This is a genomic window from Spongiibacter sp., from assembly GCF_041602295.1.
Taxonomy (GTDB): domain Bacteria; phylum Pseudomonadota; class Gammaproteobacteria; order Pseudomonadales; family Spongiibacteraceae; genus Spongiibacter.
In genome coordinates this window covers 1-17,461 of the sequence record NZ_JBFIGO010000059.1, presented here as the reverse complement: position 1 = coordinate 17,461, position 17,461 = coordinate 1, and the positions used below count along the sequence as shown (strand labels likewise).

The window sequence follows — 17,461 nt, the reverse complement described above, 5'->3', positions numbered from 1 at the left end:
GATACCGCGAATATAGATGTCGGTGCTAATGCCGCTCTCGGTAACGGTAAGGTTGGGTACGTAGGCCGTCAGGTCTTCCAGCCGGTTGATGCCCGCCTCCATCATCTTGCCGCCGTCAATGGCACTCACTGACACCGGCACGTCCTGGAGGCTCTGTTCGCGGTGCTGAGCGGTAACGACCACCTCTTCGAGCTTTGCCCCCCAAGCGACGACGGGAATCACCCAGGTCAGCGCTATGCCGCCCACCCGTAATATGCTAAAACTAGCCATTGCAACGCACCTATGATTCATTATTGTATGATACATTTTTCAATGGAACATAGATGGATGTTTTAACGCTGTCAATACCCAGGCGGTGAATTAACGCAACACCTTGCACAAAAGATTGGCTGATTTATCACAAGGTATTGATTAAAATACTTTTTATAAACTGGCCACAGACCAAGGTCTGAGCCACCGCCTCCAGTTGAGCAGTAAACCGTATGCGATTCCCAGAAGACACCATCAACAACATGGCCCAGTACCTCCCGCAGGGCGCAGATAGCCCAGCGCAAACCGAGGACGAAGCCCAGGGCGAATACAGCGTTGAAGAACTAGCACTCGCCGCCAATACCACCGTGCGCAATATTCGCGCCTACCAGGACCGCGGCGTATTGCCGCCGCCAGCGCTGCGCGGCCGCAAGGGTATTTACAATAACCAACATCTGTCCCGACTTAGATTGATCGCCAACCTGCTCGAGCGCGGCTACACCCTGTCGTCCATCCGTGAATTACTGGCAGCCATGGAACAGGGCATTGGCCTGAATGAACTACTGGGCATTGAGTCGGCCATTAACTCTCCCTGGGGTAACGAGGCACCGATCGTTATCCCAATGACACAAATGGTAAAAATGTTTGGCACCAAGCTGACCCCCAGCGCCATCAAAAAAGCGTCCGACTTGGATTTATTTTCAATCAATGGTGCTCAGCTGCGAGTCACCAGCATGAACACGCTGAAAACCGCGGAAGAATTGTGTAAAACGGGTATTCCGCTGGAGGAACTGCTGGAAATACTGGTGGTTATGCGCGGCAATGTACAATCGGTTGCCGATTCCTTCGTCAAATTAGTGGCCCAGCACGTGCTGGAACCCTATGGCGAACAGCCACTGCCCCCAAAAGAAGAATTTCCACAAATTGCAGAGTTGGTGTGGCGCCTGCGACCACTGGCACAAATCGTGGTAGACGCCGAACTGGGACGGGCGATGGACCATGCCGCCAACCGCTTTTTGGCGGACAAACTGGAATCCATCCTTAAACAACTACCCGAGGAGTGAGGAGACTGCTCAGAAGCAGTATTCGCTGGTGGGCAATACGTCAATTTCACTGAAATCGATAAACTTTGCACAGCTTTCCATCATTTGCTGCATGCGCTGCTGACACAGTTCGGGGCGGCCCTCTGCATTGTAAAAGGCTTCTGCACTGGTCATCGCCGCCTCGGGAAAACACTCTTCGACAATGGCCTGGTAGGCCACACCGCCCTGGCTCAACCCCGACACCACACGGTTTTGCACATAGCGAAAGGTTGATTGAATATCGATTGCGATCTGGGTATGGGTGTTTTTCCAATACCCCAACCATTGTTCATAGCTGAGAAAGCTAGGGCAGCGCAACAGGGCGACCTGGCTAAAGCCCGGGGTACGCTGACCCGCGGCTGCGGGATAGCGGGTATTGCTCAGCGGCTCCTCGGCCTCGACTTGGTAAACCGCGAGTTTACTGGCGTAAGCCGCTAGCAAATTGATCGCCCTATCAAGATCCGCATCGCCATCGACGTAAAAACTGCACATCACGTCAAATAATGGCTCACCGCTGGCAATTTGCTTGTCCGCTGCCTTATCGACATCGCCATCCGCCAAATTAAACTGCAGGCGACTGAGGCCACGCAGTGCTAACAGGGCCTGAGGCAACTCCGCCAATACCGATCCAAAAAACTCCGGACTCGCACTGTCGGCCCAAAGTAAAATCTGCATTTTGCGCATTGGCGGATCCCCCGTTAAATAATGACGGGCGGCGTAGCCGTGGCCGCGTTGTCGATCAGCATTTCCGCGGCATTCACAAAGCGCGACTCATCAGAGGCCAGATAGGTCACCAAAGCGGCGATATCTTCGGGCTCACACATTGGATTAGCCTCGGTAGACAGCGATTCGATCTCTTCGCGGCTGGCAGTATCGGCACCGGTCGCCACTTTAAATACCATCGGCGTCTTCACCCCATCCGGGTGAATAGAGTTACAGCGAATACCGTTGCGCTTCTCACGGCAATACAGTGCGATCGACTTAGTCAGCGCAGCGACCGCCCCCTTACTGGCGCTGTAGGCCGCCACAAAAGACATACCGTGCAGCGCCGCTACTGATGACATATTGATAATAGAGCCACCATTGCCAGCCGCTTCCATTGCCGGGATAGCCGTCTTACAGCCCAGGAAAACTCCCTCGCTATTCACCGCATTGACGCGACGGTAATCGTCTAAGGTGCAATCCACAATGCTGCCCAAGGCCATCATACCGGCGTTATTCACCAATACATCCAAGCGACCAAAGGTCTTAACAGCCGTATCGACAACGTTTTGCCAGTCAGCTTCACTGCTAACATCGTGCTTGATGAAAATCGCCTGATCGCCAATCTGCTCAGCAACCGCCTGACCATCTTTCTCGTTCAAATCCGTCAGCACAACCTTGGCGCCCTCAGCAGCCAACATAATCGCATCGGCCTTGCCCATACCGCTAGCGGCACCCGTTACAATACAGACTTTTCCGGCAACTCTACCCATTGTCACAACCTCTTGTTTTCATCTATTTTACCGACAGCAAAATGCCGCCAAGCAACAGTTACAAACCAGTAACCAGCAACAGTAAATCACGCCGGTCACAAAAAATAGCGGGCGGCTATTACGCTTTAGTAAGATTCAATAGCGCTCGACACAGGGGCCAACTATTTAGCCTATAGTGTCGTTTTGCCGCACCCAGTATCGTCTATCAGTTATTCTGCGTCACAGGAGTCCCAATGCGCATCGTCTATCTGGCCGAGAAGCTTTCCTACCTGTCTCTGTTACTGCTACTGAGCAGCGCCGCCGGGGTGCGGGCAGAATTGTTGCATTTTCGTCTCGGCCTCGTCATTTTTGCGCTATCAGCACTGACCTCACTGCTCGCAATCGGGCTCTCGGCGCTATTTACTCGCCGGACTAGCGAGGTTGCGGAGCGCAAACGGCTCAGCCGAGCGGCCGTTATCGCTCTGCCGGCAATCAGTTTTTTTGCCTTCGCGTTGTTCGCCGGCAGCGACAGCCCGATGATCCACGACATCAGCACCGACACCGAGAATCCGCCACAATTTAGCCATGCACAAACGCTGCGTACTAGCACCGACAACCCCCTGATCTACAACGCCGAAGTCGCTGCCATACAGCGCCGCGCCTACCCAGACATCCGCGGCCTGCACCTACCCCTTCCCCTCACCCGCGCCCAACAGCTGGCGGAAGCCAGTGCCAAACAGCTGGGCTGGGACATCCACTACCAACAGCCGGGGCATATCGAGGCCACTGAACGCAGCTTCTGGTTTGGCTTTACTGACGATATTGTCATTCGTCTACGCAGCGAGGGCTCCGGCAGTCGTATCGATCTGCGCTCAACGTCGCGGCTTGGCCAGGGTGATATGGGGGCGAATGCCAAGCGGATTCGGCGCTTCTTGCTACGGCTTTCGAACACCGCTCAAGCCGAATGCGAAAATCAGTATTGCGGTCTATAGTTAAAATCACAGGGATGCCATCTCGGTTTACCCTGACAGCACTCAACCAACAAGTCAGCGAGTATTACCCGTGAACACAATGTCTGTGCGAAGGGAGCCGAGGAAGATCAGTTGTTGACGCCATGTTCCTCTTTCAACGGGAGGCCCTGATTATTTCAGGCAAAGAGCCATCGCCGAACCTGCGCATGCCGGCCCTGCTGCTCGCCTGCACGATGCTCTGCGGCCTACTGTATGCCGACCCCGTCTCCAGGGTGGAGATCGTCACCCACCCTGGCATAGACGCCAGCGCCCTCACCAGCAGCTCCTTGCGAGCAATTTTTTCACTGCGCAAACGCAGTTGGAACAGCACCACCCCGGTCCGGGTCTTCGTACTTCCCGATAGCCACCCCCTCCATCAACGCTTTTGTAAATCCGTGCTACGCATCTACCCCTATGTGCTGCGCGACCAGTGGGATAGAGTCATCTTCAGCGGCGTCGGCAGGCCGCCCACCATCGTCGAAAACGAGGCGGCACTGCGCAAAGCCGTCACATCGACTCCCGGCGGCATAGGCTACATCGCCACCGATAACGGCCAAAGTTACAGCGGACAAGCACTCGCGCCACTCACCACCGCCGCAGGGGCGCCACCATGAAATCACTCTCGATAAAACTGTACTGGGCGACCGCGCTATTAAGCATTGCCAATGTCGGACACACTCTCGACTACGCCGGGGTACAGCTGCACGGCTTTGCATCGCAGGGCTACTTCCTCAGCGATGGTAATAATTTCTACGGGGACAGCCAACGGGGCTCCAGTGAGTTTATGGAAGCCGGCATTAACGCCAACTGGCTGGCAAACAACAAACTCAACGTTGCCGGCCAGCTCCTGACTCGAGATGCCGGTGCCACCGATAACGGCAGCGTAAAAATTGACTATCTTTTTGCCGACTACAAGGCCATTGAAAACGAGCTGAGTGGTCTGGGCTTCCGCTTGGGGCGAGTGCGCAACGCCTACGGCTTTTACAACGAAACCCGCGACGTACTGGTCACCCGCCCCAGCATTCTTATGCCCCAAGCAATTTACTATGAAGGTAACGGCCTGCGTGAGTTGCTATTTTCATCCGACGGCGCACAGCTCTACAGCTATTGGGACGACTCAGAGAACAGCACCAGTTTTTCATTAACCTTAGGCCGCAACAAAAGCCTCTCGAAAGACGTGATCGCAAATATTCTTGGGGGAACCTCACAGATTGTCGCCCGCGGCAACCTCAACTACCCATTGTTCGCCCAACTCTCCCACAATATAGCGGGCGGGCGCAGCCGCATCGCACTATCAATGTTCGACATTGGCCTCGAGTTCGACACCAACTTTCAAGGCGCCAGCAGCCTCGACCTTTACGCCAACGGCTATGTATTGTCAGCCCAGCACAATCTCCAGCGATGGTCATTTACCGGCGAATACAGCCTGACCACCGTCAAATTTGAAGCGGGCCAACTCGGCAGCGCAACAACGGAAATCGAAGCCAGCTATCTCCAAGCCAAATACCGCATCAGCCCGGCCCTCAGTGTTCACGGCAGAATTGAATATAGCGCCACCCCCGACCGCCGCAACCAAACCGACACCCAACACCTGATGTTCGGCCTAAAATGGTCACCTACGGCGAACTGGACAGTGGCCGCAGACCTCTATGGCATGCGCGGCACTAGCGGCATACCGGAGATAGACAACGCCGGCCAAACCAATGAACGCACCGAATTGTTAGCCCTCATGCTCGGTTACCACTTTTAATGAATCAGGCACTCCCAAACGACACCAAATCCCCGGCAACCGTGACCGGCCTCAGCCTGTTTCAAAAGCTTTGCGCCCTTATCATTATCATGATCATGCTGATCATGCTGGGCCGCGGCTACATCAGCTACCTGCAAACCATGGGCAAGTATGACGACCAGGTGCAAAACCGCCTACAACGCCTAGAACAAACCTTCACAACCTTGGCCCAGCGCTCCAGCCATGAATTATTCCGCAGCGCCGACCGTTATACCCAACCTAACGGCGATGCGACTCACAACGTCACCGCCCTTATTCCCTCACTCATGTCGGAAGTAGAATCGGTAGCCATTATTTCCAAGCAGGGCCAAATACTCAGCTCAGCGCAAATCGAAGGAGCCGACTATCAACCCGGCAGCGATGAGATCCAATCGGCGGTCGCCACCATAGCCACCACCCAGCAGCCAATGGCATCGCTGATCTGCAACCCCGACTGTATTCAGAGCGTATTCATTCCACTAATCAGCGACAACGGCGATGAGCTGATTATTAACATCAACCGCTCGGCAGTACTGTTATTTGAAGATTTCTATGATATTACCGGCACCGAGCTTGTGGTGTTTTCACCCCAGTCTACAAACGCCGAACCCGACGTAAAGTTTTCCAGCCATGGCGCCGAAGGCACCCGCTTACTCAACGCCATCGCCCAGGCCTTAAACCTTGAACTAACCACCGCCCAACACTACTTCGGCAAAACTGCGGAAGGCTATCTCGCAGCCCATTTTTTCGAGTTGCCCGGCAGTACATTGCATTTAGCAATCATCTCTGACGAATCCGCCGTCGCGTCGTTAGCCGCCCGCACAATCTCAGAGGTGCTCGCCGCCGCCCTCGTCACCTCGCTATTGCTTAGCCTGGTGGTCTACTTGGTACTGCGCCCACCACTAAAAAAATTGGCGATTATTACCAATGCCCTGCCACTGCTGTCCGGCGGGAATTTTTCTGACGCTCGCCAAGCTCTTAAAAAGATTAAACGACACAAAAAATATATTGACGAAATTGATCTGCTTCACCACACCACCGAAGACGTTAACAACGCGTTGGATTTACTCAGTAGTAATGTTTTACGTCAGCGCAACGAATTACAGGAAAAAGTCCACGCGCTGACTGAAGCTAAGCAGTTTAATGAAATGCTGTTCGACAATTCACCCATGGTAATCGTGACGCACCGAGAAGATGGCAGCATTCACAACCTCAACGCCATGGGCCGAACACTCAGTGGCTTGAACAATAAGCCGGCATTCAACGCCAATATCAATCACTGGGTGCGCGATCCGGAGAACGACATTACACTGAGTGGCTCCCTACAAAACTTGGTCGACAAGCCCCAAAAGAAATTGCAAAACGAGCTCCCCTTCCTGACCGGTGATGGCCAGATACGCGATTTCCTATGGACACACTCTATTATCAGCATCGACAACAGCAGGCTGTTTCTGTCACTGGGCGTCGATATCACCGAGACGCGGCGCGCAGAGGAAAGCCTGCGCTGGCTCGGCGAACACGACCGCGTTACCGGCCTGCTAAACCGCAGTACCTTTATTGAAGAAGCCGATCGGCATATTCACTCCATGGAGCCAAACCAGTATATCGATCTCGTGATGGTCGATATTGATAATTTTTCCGAATTCAACGACCGCTTCGGCTTTGATTGCGGCGACAACCTGCTGCGCAAATTTGCCAACTACATCAGCGAAGAGCTCGGTGACGCGCGATTACTGGCACGCACCGGCTCAGGGGAATTCTGTATTTTGATGATTCAGCGAAATCATGGTCAGCCGCAACCCCATAATCTCGATGCACTCAGCCGCTTTCAGATCGACACCGGCGGCGGCGTGGAAACCATCTCTGCAACGATTATTGTCGACCATTACAACGTTGACATCGACGGCATCGACGACCTGCTCTCTAATGCAACCTCGCTGATGCAGCGAATGAAAAGCAAGGGCAAAGGCCACGTCTACCACGCCGACGACCAAGACAGTAAAGAGAGCCGCCAGGAAAAATATCTGCTCAAGGAACAGCTGCTCGAAGCGCTCAACAGCAATCGGCTTGTACTGTTTTACCAGCCAATCGTCGACATGCACAGTCACAATGTCAGCCATTGCGAGTGCCTAGTGCGAATGCTCGACGATGAAGGCAGTTTTATCGCCCCCGCTAAATTCCTGGGCATTGCGACTGAATGTGGGCTGATGCCCCGCATTGACTATATCGTGCTGGAAAAGGCCATGCGCCAATTAGCCGCCTGGCAACAAGCAGGCATAACAATACAACTCAGTATCAATATTACCGCACCGACACTGGAACAACCTGACTTTGCCGAGCGCCTCGGCGACATTATCAGCGCGACAGGCGCCACTCCGGAGTCACTGATCTTTGAACTGGTCGAGACGGACGCGCTAGAAAATATCGAAAATGCCCGAAAACTCCTCGAGCAAATCAAGGTTCGCGGCGCTCAAATTGCACTGGACGACTTCGGTATTGGTTTCACCTCATTCGAATACCTGCGTGAGCTGCCCGTCGACTACATCAAAATTGACCAAGCCTTTATTCGCTTTATCAACGAACGTGAAAACGACCAAACACTGGTGCGTTCAATTATCGAAATGAGCCACAGCCTCGGCAAAAAGGTGATTGCCGAGGGTGTGGAGAAAAAAGCAGCCGTCGAAATACTTCGCGATATGCAGGTAGACTACATCCAGGGCTACTACCTCAGCCGACCGGTGCCGATCAGCGCCCTGGACCTCAACATCCACCTGTAATCAACTGCGCACCCGAGCAACGGCTTTTTTCCAACCGTGGTAGCGCGTTTCTCGATCAACCTCGCTCATCTCAGGCACAAAACCGCGCTCTTCACGCCACATCGCGGCAATCTCATCCAGCGAGGCATACCAGCCCAACTGCAGGCCTGCCAAGTAAGCAGCCCCCAGCGCCGTCGTCTCAGTAACCGCCGGTCGCTGGCAGTGGCAGGCAAGGGTATCGGCCAAGCGCTGCACCAGCCAATCGTTGACCACCATCCCGCCGTCCACTCTCAGGTGTTGAATGTCCGCACCATCACCCGCCATAGCTTCTAGTAAGTCGCGGGTTTGGTAGCACACCGACTCCAGTGTCGCCCGGGCAATATGGGCAATGCCGGTGTCGCGAGTCAGCCCGAGAATCGCACCGCGAGCATCGGGATCCCAATAGGGCGCCCCCAAACCGGTAAACGCCGGCACCATAAACACGCCATTGGCACTGTTGACACTTTCCGCCAATACCTGAGTTTCCGCCGCCGAGCCGATCAGTTGCAGGCCGTCACGCAGCCATTGCACTGCCGCGCCCGCCATAAAAATACTGCCTTCAAGCGCGTAGCACACCTCGCCGCCAATGCGATAGGCCACCGTTGTCAACAAGCGATTACTGGAGGTCAAGGCCTTGGAACCGGTATTCAGCATCACAAAGCAGCCCGTACCGTAGGTACTCTTCGCCATGCCCGGGGTAAAACAGGCCTGACCTACGGTCGCGGCCTGCTGGTCGCCGATTAACGAGGCAATCGGCAGCGAGCGCCCCAACAGCTCGGGGAGGGACTCGCCGAAGTCATCACAGCTATTTTTTACCTCGGGAAGCAGCGCCTGCGGAATATTGAACAACTCCAGCAGCTCCTCGTCCCAACACTGGCGATGAATATTAAACAACAGGGTTCGCGAGGCATTGCTCGCGTCGGTGGCGTGCTGCCGCCCTCCGGTCAATCGCCACAGCAAGTAACAATCCACCGTGCCAAAGGCCAGCTCACCGGCCTCCGCACGCTGGCGAGCCCCCGGCACATTGTCGAGAATCCAGGCCAGCTTGCTGCCGGAGAAATACGGGTCCAGCAACAGGCCGGTGCGTTTATTGACGGTGTTCTCTAAGCCCTGGGCTTTGAGCTGGGCAATCCAGTCGGCGGTGCGTCGGTCCTGCCAGACAATCGCCGGGTACACCGCCTCACCACTGCTGCGATCCCACACCAGCGTCGTTTCACGCTGGTTGGTAATGCCAATACCTGCCAGCTGCGCCGCGTCAATGCCCGCCGCCGCTATCGCCGCCCGGCAACTGGACAAGGTCGTTTCCCAGATTTCTTCGGGATCGTGCTCTACCCAACCGTCGCGGGGATAAAACTGCTGGAACTCCTGCTGACCAACGCCGCAAATCTGCCCGCCGCGATCAAAGACTATCGCTCTTGAACTGGTAGTTCCCTGATCAATGGCGAGAATAAAATCAGCCATGTCGCCGCTCCCCCTATAAGTATTTTAGGGGCAAAGACTAAACAGCGACCGGCAAGCGCACAAGCGCTTTTAACCGAAAATCATGCCAAGATCCCGCCATCTACGCGAATTTCTTCACCGGTAATATGAATGCCGTCATCGCTGGCCAGCATCGCTATCACCCCCGCCACTACCTCGGGGCCCTTGGCGCCGGTCAGCGAGGTAATTCGCGACAGCAGCTCGAAGTCGGCATCGTCAGGGAAACTCAAGCCCTGCACCATGCCGGTCGTGATATCGCCGGGGCACACACAGTTGGCACGCACCCCTCGCTTGGCGTATTCCACCGCAATGCTGCGGGTCAGTGCCAACACGCCGCCCTTACTGGCGCCGTAGGCCACTCCCCACGGCAGGCCCTGTAGAGACGCGGTAGAGGCCGCATTGATAATTGCCCCCTGACTTTTCACCAACTCCGGCAGCGCCGCCTTACACAGCATAAAGGTGCCAGTCAGATTCACCGCGATAATTTGCTGCCAAACCTCCAACGGCGTTTCGTGGGCATTGGCAAAGCGCAGAATACCCGCCATATTCACCAGTGCGTCAATGCGCCCCCACTGCTCCAGCAGCGCCGCCAGACAGTCCTCCGCCGCGCCCACTGCCGCAATATCAAACACCCGCGCCACGGCGTTCCCGCCTTGCTGGCTAATCTCGTCCACTAATTCGTCCAGTGCCAGCTGATTAATATCGGTGCAAAATACCTTTGCGCCCTCGCTGGCCATACGCAGCGCCGCCGCGCGGCCGATACCCGAGGCCGCACCCGTTACCATCACTACTTTGTCGTCAAATCGCTTCATAGTATTTCCTGTTATATTAATCACTTCTCAGCACCCACTCTCAATGAGTAGTCAGCAGCATCTAGCATCGGCAAGTCGCGGGCGAAGGTAAACACCCATATGTAGGAGGCGAAAGCTTAGCTTACTGACCGAATATGTTAGTCGCCGTGACGCGTTTGGCCCTTGCCTTAATAGCTGTCTCCGCTAAGCTGATCAGCCATCTAAACTGCCTTGCTAATCGCCATCAAGGTACCGCTATATTCCCAACAAAAGGAGAGCGACGTGGCCGATCTCGACCAATTCCGCCTCGAAGTCCGCCAATGGCTGGAGGACAACTGCCCCGCTTCACAGCGCCTGCCCATCACCCGCGAAGAGCAGGTCTGGGCCGGACGCAATAAACAGTTTCCCAGCGCCGACGCCAAGCTGTGGTTTGAGCGCATGCGCGACAAGGGCTGGACCGTTCCCGAGTGGCCCAGCGAGCTGGGCGGCGGTGGACTGGATGAGCGCCAGGCTAAAATCCTGAAAGAAGAAATGAAGGCCCTGGGCTGCCGCACGCCACTGTTCGACCTCGGCATTTGGATGCTTGGCCCCGCCGTTCTGGAATTTGGCAACGACGAGCAAAAGCAAGAGCACATCCCCAAAATTGCGCGCGGCGAAGTGCGCTGGTGTCAGGGCTACTCTGAGCCCGGTGCCGGTTCCGACTTGGCCAGCCTGCAAACCCGCGCCGAAGACATGGGCGATCACTTCCTGGTCAATGGCTCCAAAATCTGGACCACCAACGCCGACAAAGCCGACTGGATTTTCTGTCTGGTGCGCACCGATCCCGACGCCAAGAAACAGGAAGGCATCAGCTTTTTGCTGATCGACATGGACGACCCCGGTGTCAGCACCACCCTGATTGAATTGATCAGCGGCGAATCCGAGTTCTGCCAAACCTTCTTCGACAACGTCAAGGTTCCCAAGAAGAACCTGGTCGGCGAGCTCAACAAAGGCTGGTCGGTTGCCAAGGCCCTGCTCAAGCACGAGCGCAAGCTGATGTCGGAAATCGGCGGCGACACCCCCGGCCCCAGCTTCGGCCCAGTGCAGGCGGCACTGGAGTACGTCGGCAAAGGCGCAGACGGAAAATTGAAAGATGCCGCGCTGCGCGATCAGCTGGTGCGCCATGAAATGGCCTACCGCGCCATCGGCTTGACCCACTTCCGCACCTTCGAAGAGCGCATGAGCGGCCAGGCCGACAGCAATGTACCGCTGATTATGAAGTACGTCGGCACTGAAGAAGGCAAGCGCAAAGAAGAACTGCTGCTCGCCCTGCTCGGCCACCAGGCGCTGGGCTGGGATGGTGAGGGCTTCAACGAAGACGAAAAGCTGACCACCCGTGGCTGGCTGTTCTCCAAGGCACTGTCCATTGCCGGCGGCACCTCGGAAGTACAACTCAACATTATTGCCAAGCGTGTCCTTGGCCTGCCTCAGCAGTAACAAAGGGAGACCGGATATGGCATTGGTACTGAACGAAGAACAACGCCTGCTCAAAGATACCGCCAAGGATTTTTTGAGCGCCAATATGCCCGTGGAAGCGCTGCGCAAGCTGCGCGATAGCGCCGATGAAACCGGCTATTCTCGCGAGCAGTGGCAGCAGATGTGCGAACTGGGCTGGGCGAGTATTGTCCTGCCCGAAGAATACGACGGCCTGGATTTTGGCTTTATGGGACTGGGCGCGATTATTGAAGAAAGCGGCCGCACCCTCGCCGCCTCGCCGCTGCTCAGCACCGTCGTGCTGGGCGCCTCGGCGGTGCTGCTGGGCGGCAGCGACGCGCAGAAACAAGCGATTCTTCCCAAGGTGGCCAGCGGTGAAATCACCCTGGCACTGGCCCTGGAAGAAGGCCATCACCACGCGCCATTAAATACCGCGCTGCGCGCCGAAGCCAACGGCGAAGGCTATCGCCTGAACGGCGCCAAAAGCTTTGTGCCCGACGGCCACAGCGCCGACAAATTGATCGTTGTCGCCCGCAGCAGCGCAGCGCCCGGCGACGCCGAAGGCCTGAGCCTGTTTTTGGTCGACGGCGACACTCCCGGCCTGCAGCGCCAGCGCCGCAATATGGTCGACAGCCGCGGCGCAGCCGCGCTGGTATTCGACAATGTTGAACTGCCCGCCGACGCGCTGATTGGCGAGCTGGGCAAGGCCTGGCCAATTCTTGAGCCGGTACTCGACCGCGGCCGCATCTGCCTGGCGGCAGAAATGCTCGGCGGCGCGCTGGAGTGCTTTGAGCGCACCGTGCAATACCTCAAGGAGCGCGACCAGTTCGGCGTTAAGATCGGTAGCTTTCAGGCGCTGCAGCACCGCGCCTCGCTGATGTATATCGAGCTGGAACTGGCCAAGTCCGTGATGTTCGACGCACTGACTGCCATCGACGACAACCGCGCCGACCTGCCGCAATTGGCCAGTCTGGCCAAAGCGCGCATGAACGATGTCTTTGAGCTGGTCACCAATGAGGCGGTGCAAATGCACGGCGGCATCGGGGTTACCGACGAACTGGAAATCGGCTTCTTCCTCAAGCGCTCGCGGGTGGCAAGCCAGCTATTGGGCAATGCCGGCTTCCATCGCGACCGCTACGCCAGCCTCTGCGGCTACTAAGGCCCGCGGCGACAACAATTAAACGGGCACCATTGGTGCCCGTTTTTTTATGTCTGGCGACCGCGTTTTTCCATCCGCTGCAAAAACACCGCCATCACTGCGCGATACAACTCATCGCCCAGCAACTTATCCTCCACACCGGCATCGACACTGGGGTTGTCATTGACCTCAATCACCACGACCCGATCGCCCTTTTGTTTTAAGTCCACCCCGTAGAAGCTATTGCCGATCAGCTTACAGGCTTTGAGCGCCGCATCGAGCACGGCTTTGGGCACCTCATCCAGCGGCACCGCATCAAACCCTCCGGACTGGCTGCGCTTGCCGTGGCGATAGATCTGCCAGTGCTTGCGCACCATATAGTAGCGGCAGGCGTACAGCGCCTTGCCATCGAGCACCCCTATGCGCCAGTCGTAATCGGTATACATAAACTCCTGGGCCAACAGCAGCGCCGACTTATCCAGCAGTCGCTCGCTCTCGCTGCGCAATTCCTCCAAGGTGTCGACCTTGACCACCCCCTTAGAAAAAGCCCCGTCGGGAATCTTCAGCACCATTGGCAGGCCCAGCGTGTCCACCAAGCGCTGCAACTCACCACTCCTGGCCCGGCGCAGGAACTCCGTAGCGGGCACCGCCAAACGTTTACTGCGCAATAAATCAGCGAGATAAATTTTGTTAGTGCAGCGCAAAATCGACTGCGAGTCATCAATCACCACCAAGCCCTCGGCCTCGGCGCGCTTGGCAAAGCGATAGCTCTGGCGATTCACCGCAGTGGTTTCACGAATAAATAAGCCGTCGTATTCCGCCAGACGGGGGTAGTCCCGCTTGGTAATCAACTCGGCGCAGATGCCGAGCTTTTCCGCCGCGCGAATAAACTTGCGCAGCGCGACACCGTCGCTGGGTGCCATGTCTTCCTCGGGGTCGACCAAAATGGCCAAGTCGTAGCGAAAACTTTTGCGCGCCGGCGGCTTGCGCCACAGCTTGCGACTGAAGCGCTCAAAACTATTGGCAAAGGCCTCCTGCTCATCCGCCGTCTTGAGCGAACGCGGCGACACCGCCTGCAACTTATCCAGCCGCCAGCGGCCGCGATAAACCAGCGAGATTTCCAATATTGGACAGGGAAAGTGGGCAAATACCGACTTCGCCAATGCCGCCTGCTCATCGGCCAAGGCCTCACCGAACCAACAGCGCAGCGTGCGCTGTTCGCCCTCGGCTGCTTTTTTCATCGCCGCCAATGCCGGCTGCACGCCCTCCCACTGAATCGACGACAGCGACTTGCGGCCGAGATCACTCAGGGTTTTTATCGCTGGAATCACGTGATGGCCACGCGCCTCGGCCAACAGCGAGCAGTAATAGCCCGTGCCCAAGTAGCGATAAGAACGGCAGAGGTTCACGACCCTCACCCGCTCGCCAGTTGCCGGCAATGACAGGTAATCGTCAAAGCTGATGACGTCCTGACTGGGATAGTAAGGTGACCAATCCTTGACGTCGTCAACCACCACATACAAGCGAGACATGCGACCACATAGCTCCACGCGCAGCACCCAACAGGGCAAAATACGGTCGCCAACGGCGCCGCAGTAATCGCCGCATTCTGCGACTAACTATTCAGCCACACAAGCGACAATATTCGATTGTGGTCAGTAAATAATGCGCAGTATGATCCGTCCATAGGCGAGCGCTGCCCGCCACCACCGAGTCAACATCATGATCGCGCAAATGAACCTATGGCAAGGCCGATGAGCGAGACAATCCGTTCTGCCAAAGAGCGCGATTTGGCGGGCCTGCTCGCCCTTGAAGAGCGCTGTTTCGACGGTGACCGACTGTCACGGCGCAGCTTCAAGGCCTTTATTCGCGATGGTGCCCACCAGCTCTTCGTCTGCGAAGAACAGGGCGCCCTGTGCGGCTACGCCCTGCTGCTGTATCGCCGCGGCACGCTGTTGGCCAGGCTCTATTCGCTGGCCGTTGATCCCGCCCTGCGCGGTCGCGGCATCGCCCAACAACTGTTGGCAGAGGGCGAGCAGCGCGCACGCCAGCGCGGCTGCGTGTTTCTGCGCCTTGAGGTGCGCGAAGACAACAGTGCGGCCATTGCCCTCTATCGGCGCAGTGGCTACCGCCATTTTGACCGCGTCGGCGATTACTACCACGACGGCTGCAGCGCCATACGCATGGAAAAACGCCTGCGCAGCGCCCCGCCCAGCACCGCCGGCGATGCACCGCGCTACTACCGCCAGACCACCGAGTTCACCTGTGGCCCGGCCTGCCTGCTAATGGCCATGCACGACATCGACCCCAGCAGCCCGATGTCGCGCCGCGCCGAACTGCAGATATGGCGCGAGGCCACCACCATCTTTATGGGCAGCGGTCACGGCGGCTGCTCACCCCACGGCCTGGCGCTTGCCGCGCTGCGCCGCGGCTTCCGCTGCACCCTGTATATCAACGACAGCGGCACTCCGTTTATCGACAGCGTAAGAAGTGTACAGAAGCGTCAACTGATGGAGGTGGTGCACCGCGACTTTGAGGATCAATTGCGCGAACACCAGGCCGACATCCGCATCGCCAGCCTCGACAAGGCCCAGCTCACTGAATTGTTGAACAAGCATCAACACATCGTCGCCCTGATCAGCACCTGGGCATTGGACCGCCAGCGCGCACCACACTGGGTCTATGTGTATCGCAGCGACGCCGATACCGTGTACATCAACGACCCCGACAGCAACTGCGCCAGCGGCCTGTCACTGGACGACAGTGACAGCGACTGGCAATCTGAAACAGATTACCGCCATGTGCCCATTTCGCTGGACCAGTTCAGCGCCATGGCAAGCTTCGGTAAGCGGCGCCTGCGCTGCCTGCTAGCACTCGATAAATAGGGCTTTTTATGCCGGATAACGACGACTACCGGGCGGCATTGCGCGCCCTGTCCGACGAATTGATCGCCATTCAAAAACCGATCCTGATCCTCGATGCCATTAAATGGCCACAGGCAATGGAAAATGCCTTTTTTGCCGGCGGTGCCAAGACACTGCCAGCCTTCGGGCGCGAAGAATACCTGCAGCGCAATCCGCTCAACTTTGACCCGGCCACCACCGACCAGCGCCTCGGCGACTTCCAGAAGCGCATCGCCAATGTGCTGGGGCACAACGACCCACTTGGGACCATCCTCTGGGAAACCGCCGAGCAATATCGCCTGGTCGTCAAGCTGCTGAGTGAGCGCGGCCGGCCGGAATTTTTGACCGCCAGCCGCCAGCTTTACGGCTCGGCGCGCGATCACTTGCGCGGCGACAGTACACCACTGATCGACATGGGCAAACGCCTGTGCGAGATTTTTTCACTGCCGGCTGCCAGCCACTTGGCCTCCGCCTACCCGAAAAACATCAGTGCAGAACAGGCCGTCATCCAGCTCCGCGAGCGCCTGCAGCCGTTTTTTCACGACAGCGCCTTCAGCGTTCGTGAAACCGACGGCATTGTCTCCGACGCCGCCGCCGGTGGCGATTGCATCAAGATCAATAGCAACGCCAGCTTTTCTCGCCTAGAGCTGCAGGTATTGGAAGTCCACGAGGGCTGGGTGCATGTCGGCACCACCCTCAACGGCCGCCGCCAGCCCTGGGCCAGCTGGCTGAGTGTCGGCTCGCCGCGCATTACCGCGCTTCAGGAGGGGCTGGCGGTGTTAATCGAAACCCTCACCTTCAGTTCCTTCCCTGGCCGGGCGCGCAAAATCAGTGACCGGGTGGTCGCCATCGACATGGCCGAGCAAGGGGCTGACTTTATCGAGGTATACCGCCACTTTGTCGATCACGGCCTGAGCCCCAAGGAAAGCTACAAAATTGCCCAGCGGGTGTTCCGCGGCGGCATGGTCGGCGGCGGCGCCTGCTTTACCAAGGACCTGAGTTATGTGAAGGGATTTGTGGAAACGGTGAACTTTATCCGCAGCGCCATTCTCGCAGATGTGCCGCAGATTCTGCCGCTGCTATTTGTCGGCAAGGTGTCACTCGGTGATGTGCCGGTGCTCTACCAATATCTCGACGACGGCACGATTCAGGCACCGCATTATTTACCGCCGATGTTTCGCGACCTCAACGGCCTGTATGTCTGGTTCGGCTTTTCCAGCGGCCTGTCACAGGTCAACCTGCAAAGTGTACAGAGCCATTTTCAGACGCTGTTTCACCAGCTCAAGCCAACACCCGGCAGCGAGTTGTAAGCCCGGCAT

Annotated in this window: 14 protein-coding genes and 1 pseudogene; 9 read left to right on the top strand and 6 right to left on the bottom strand. The window is 56.9% G+C overall.

The features are described 5' to 3' along the window. Positions 1-270, bottom strand: a pseudogene (locus ABYM29_RS10510) (TonB-dependent receptor); the annotation flags it as partial. 212 nt (positions 271-482) lie between these two features. Here ABYM29_RS10510 and ABYM29_RS10505 point away from each other — a divergent pair. Beyond that, complete coding sequence (locus tag ABYM29_RS10505; protein ID WP_372864692.1) at positions 483-1,313, top strand: MerR family transcriptional regulator; 831 nt, start codon at positions 483-485, stop codon at positions 1,311-1,313. A 9-nt stretch (positions 1,314-1,322) separates the two neighbouring features. Here the strand turns inward: ABYM29_RS10505 and ABYM29_RS10500 are convergent, their stop codons facing one another. Together ABYM29_RS10500 and ABYM29_RS10495 are read right to left on the bottom strand one after the other, a co-directional pair. Further along, positions 1,323-2,015, bottom strand: coding sequence for an EthD domain-containing protein (locus ABYM29_RS10500; protein ID WP_372864691.1), 693 nt, complete (start codon positions 2,013-2,015; stop codon positions 1,323-1,325). A 14-nt stretch (positions 2,016-2,029) separates the two neighbouring features. Further along, positions 2,030-2,806, bottom strand: coding sequence for a glucose 1-dehydrogenase (locus ABYM29_RS10495; protein ID WP_372864690.1), 777 nt, complete (start codon positions 2,804-2,806; stop codon positions 2,030-2,032). A 233-nt stretch (positions 2,807-3,039) separates the two neighbouring features. On the opposite strand from ABYM29_RS10495, the gene ABYM29_RS10490 reads away from it, so the two are divergent. From ABYM29_RS10490 to ABYM29_RS10475, 4 genes are all read left to right on the top strand, one after another. Further along, complete coding sequence (locus ABYM29_RS10490; RefSeq protein WP_372864689.1) at positions 3,040-3,777, top strand: DUF1499 domain-containing protein; 738 nt, start codon at positions 3,040-3,042, stop codon at positions 3,775-3,777. A gap of 122 nt (positions 3,778-3,899) precedes the next feature. Next, a complete protein-coding gene (locus tag ABYM29_RS10485; protein ID WP_372864688.1) occupies positions 3,900-4,409 on the top strand; it encodes a hypothetical protein in 510 nt (169 codons plus the stop codon). Then, positions 4,406-5,545: a hypothetical protein gene (locus ABYM29_RS10480; protein ID WP_372864687.1), complete on the top strand. Its 1,140-nt coding sequence runs from the start codon at positions 4,406-4,408 to the stop codon at positions 5,543-5,545. Before ABYM29_RS10485 ends, ABYM29_RS10480 begins: the two co-directional genes overlap by 4 nt. Beyond that, positions 5,545-8,340: a putative bifunctional diguanylate cyclase/phosphodiesterase gene (locus tag ABYM29_RS10475; RefSeq protein ID WP_372864686.1), complete on the top strand. Its 2,796-nt coding sequence runs from the start codon at positions 5,545-5,547 to the stop codon at positions 8,338-8,340. The genes ABYM29_RS10480 and ABYM29_RS10475 overlap by 1 nt, the downstream gene beginning before the upstream one ends. Here ABYM29_RS10475 and glpK read toward each other — a convergent pair whose 3' ends face one another. Together glpK and ABYM29_RS10465 are read right to left on the bottom strand one after the other, a co-directional pair. Continuing rightward, on the bottom strand, positions 8,341-9,819 hold the full coding sequence (gene glpK, locus ABYM29_RS10470) for a glycerol kinase GlpK (protein WP_372864685.1): 1,479 nt from the start codon (positions 9,817-9,819) through the stop codon (positions 8,341-8,343). 80 nt (positions 9,820-9,899) lie between these two features. Next, entirely contained in the window at positions 9,900-10,649 is a 750-nt protein-coding gene (locus tag ABYM29_RS10465) for an SDR family NAD(P)-dependent oxidoreductase (RefSeq protein WP_372864684.1), read from the bottom strand. A gap of 261 nt (positions 10,650-10,910) precedes the next feature. Here ABYM29_RS10465 and ABYM29_RS10460 point away from each other — a divergent pair, with 261 nt between their 5' ends. Both ABYM29_RS10460 and ABYM29_RS10455 read left to right on the top strand, forming a co-directional pair. Further along, a complete protein-coding gene (locus ABYM29_RS10460; RefSeq protein WP_372864683.1) occupies positions 10,911-12,104 on the top strand; it encodes an acyl-CoA dehydrogenase family protein in 1,194 nt (397 codons plus the stop codon). Between the two features lie 16 nt (positions 12,105-12,120). After that, a complete protein-coding gene (locus ABYM29_RS10455) occupies positions 12,121-13,260 on the top strand; it encodes an acyl-CoA dehydrogenase family protein (RefSeq protein ID WP_372864682.1) in 1,140 nt (379 codons plus the stop codon). A 47-nt stretch (positions 13,261-13,307) separates the two neighbouring features. Here the strand turns inward: ABYM29_RS10455 and ABYM29_RS10450 are convergent, their stop codons facing one another. Continuing rightward, positions 13,308-14,771 carry a RimK family protein gene (locus tag ABYM29_RS10450; RefSeq protein ID WP_372864681.1) on the bottom strand — a complete coding sequence of 488 codons (1,464 nt, stop codon included), beginning with the start codon at positions 14,769-14,771 and terminating at the stop codon, positions 13,308-13,310. Between the two features lie 222 nt (positions 14,772-14,993). Between ABYM29_RS10450 and ABYM29_RS10445 the strand changes: the two genes are divergently transcribed. Together ABYM29_RS10445 and ABYM29_RS10440 are read left to right on the top strand one after the other, a co-directional pair. Next, positions 14,994-16,124: a peptidase C39 family protein gene (locus ABYM29_RS10445; RefSeq protein ID WP_372864680.1), complete on the top strand. Its 1,131-nt coding sequence runs from the start codon at positions 14,994-14,996 to the stop codon at positions 16,122-16,124. A gap of 8 nt (positions 16,125-16,132) precedes the next feature. Beyond that, entirely contained in the window at positions 16,133-17,452 is a 1,320-nt protein-coding gene (locus ABYM29_RS10440; protein WP_372864679.1) for a flavohemoglobin expression-modulating QEGLA motif protein, read from the top strand. Positions 17,453-17,461 lie beyond the last annotated feature (9 nt).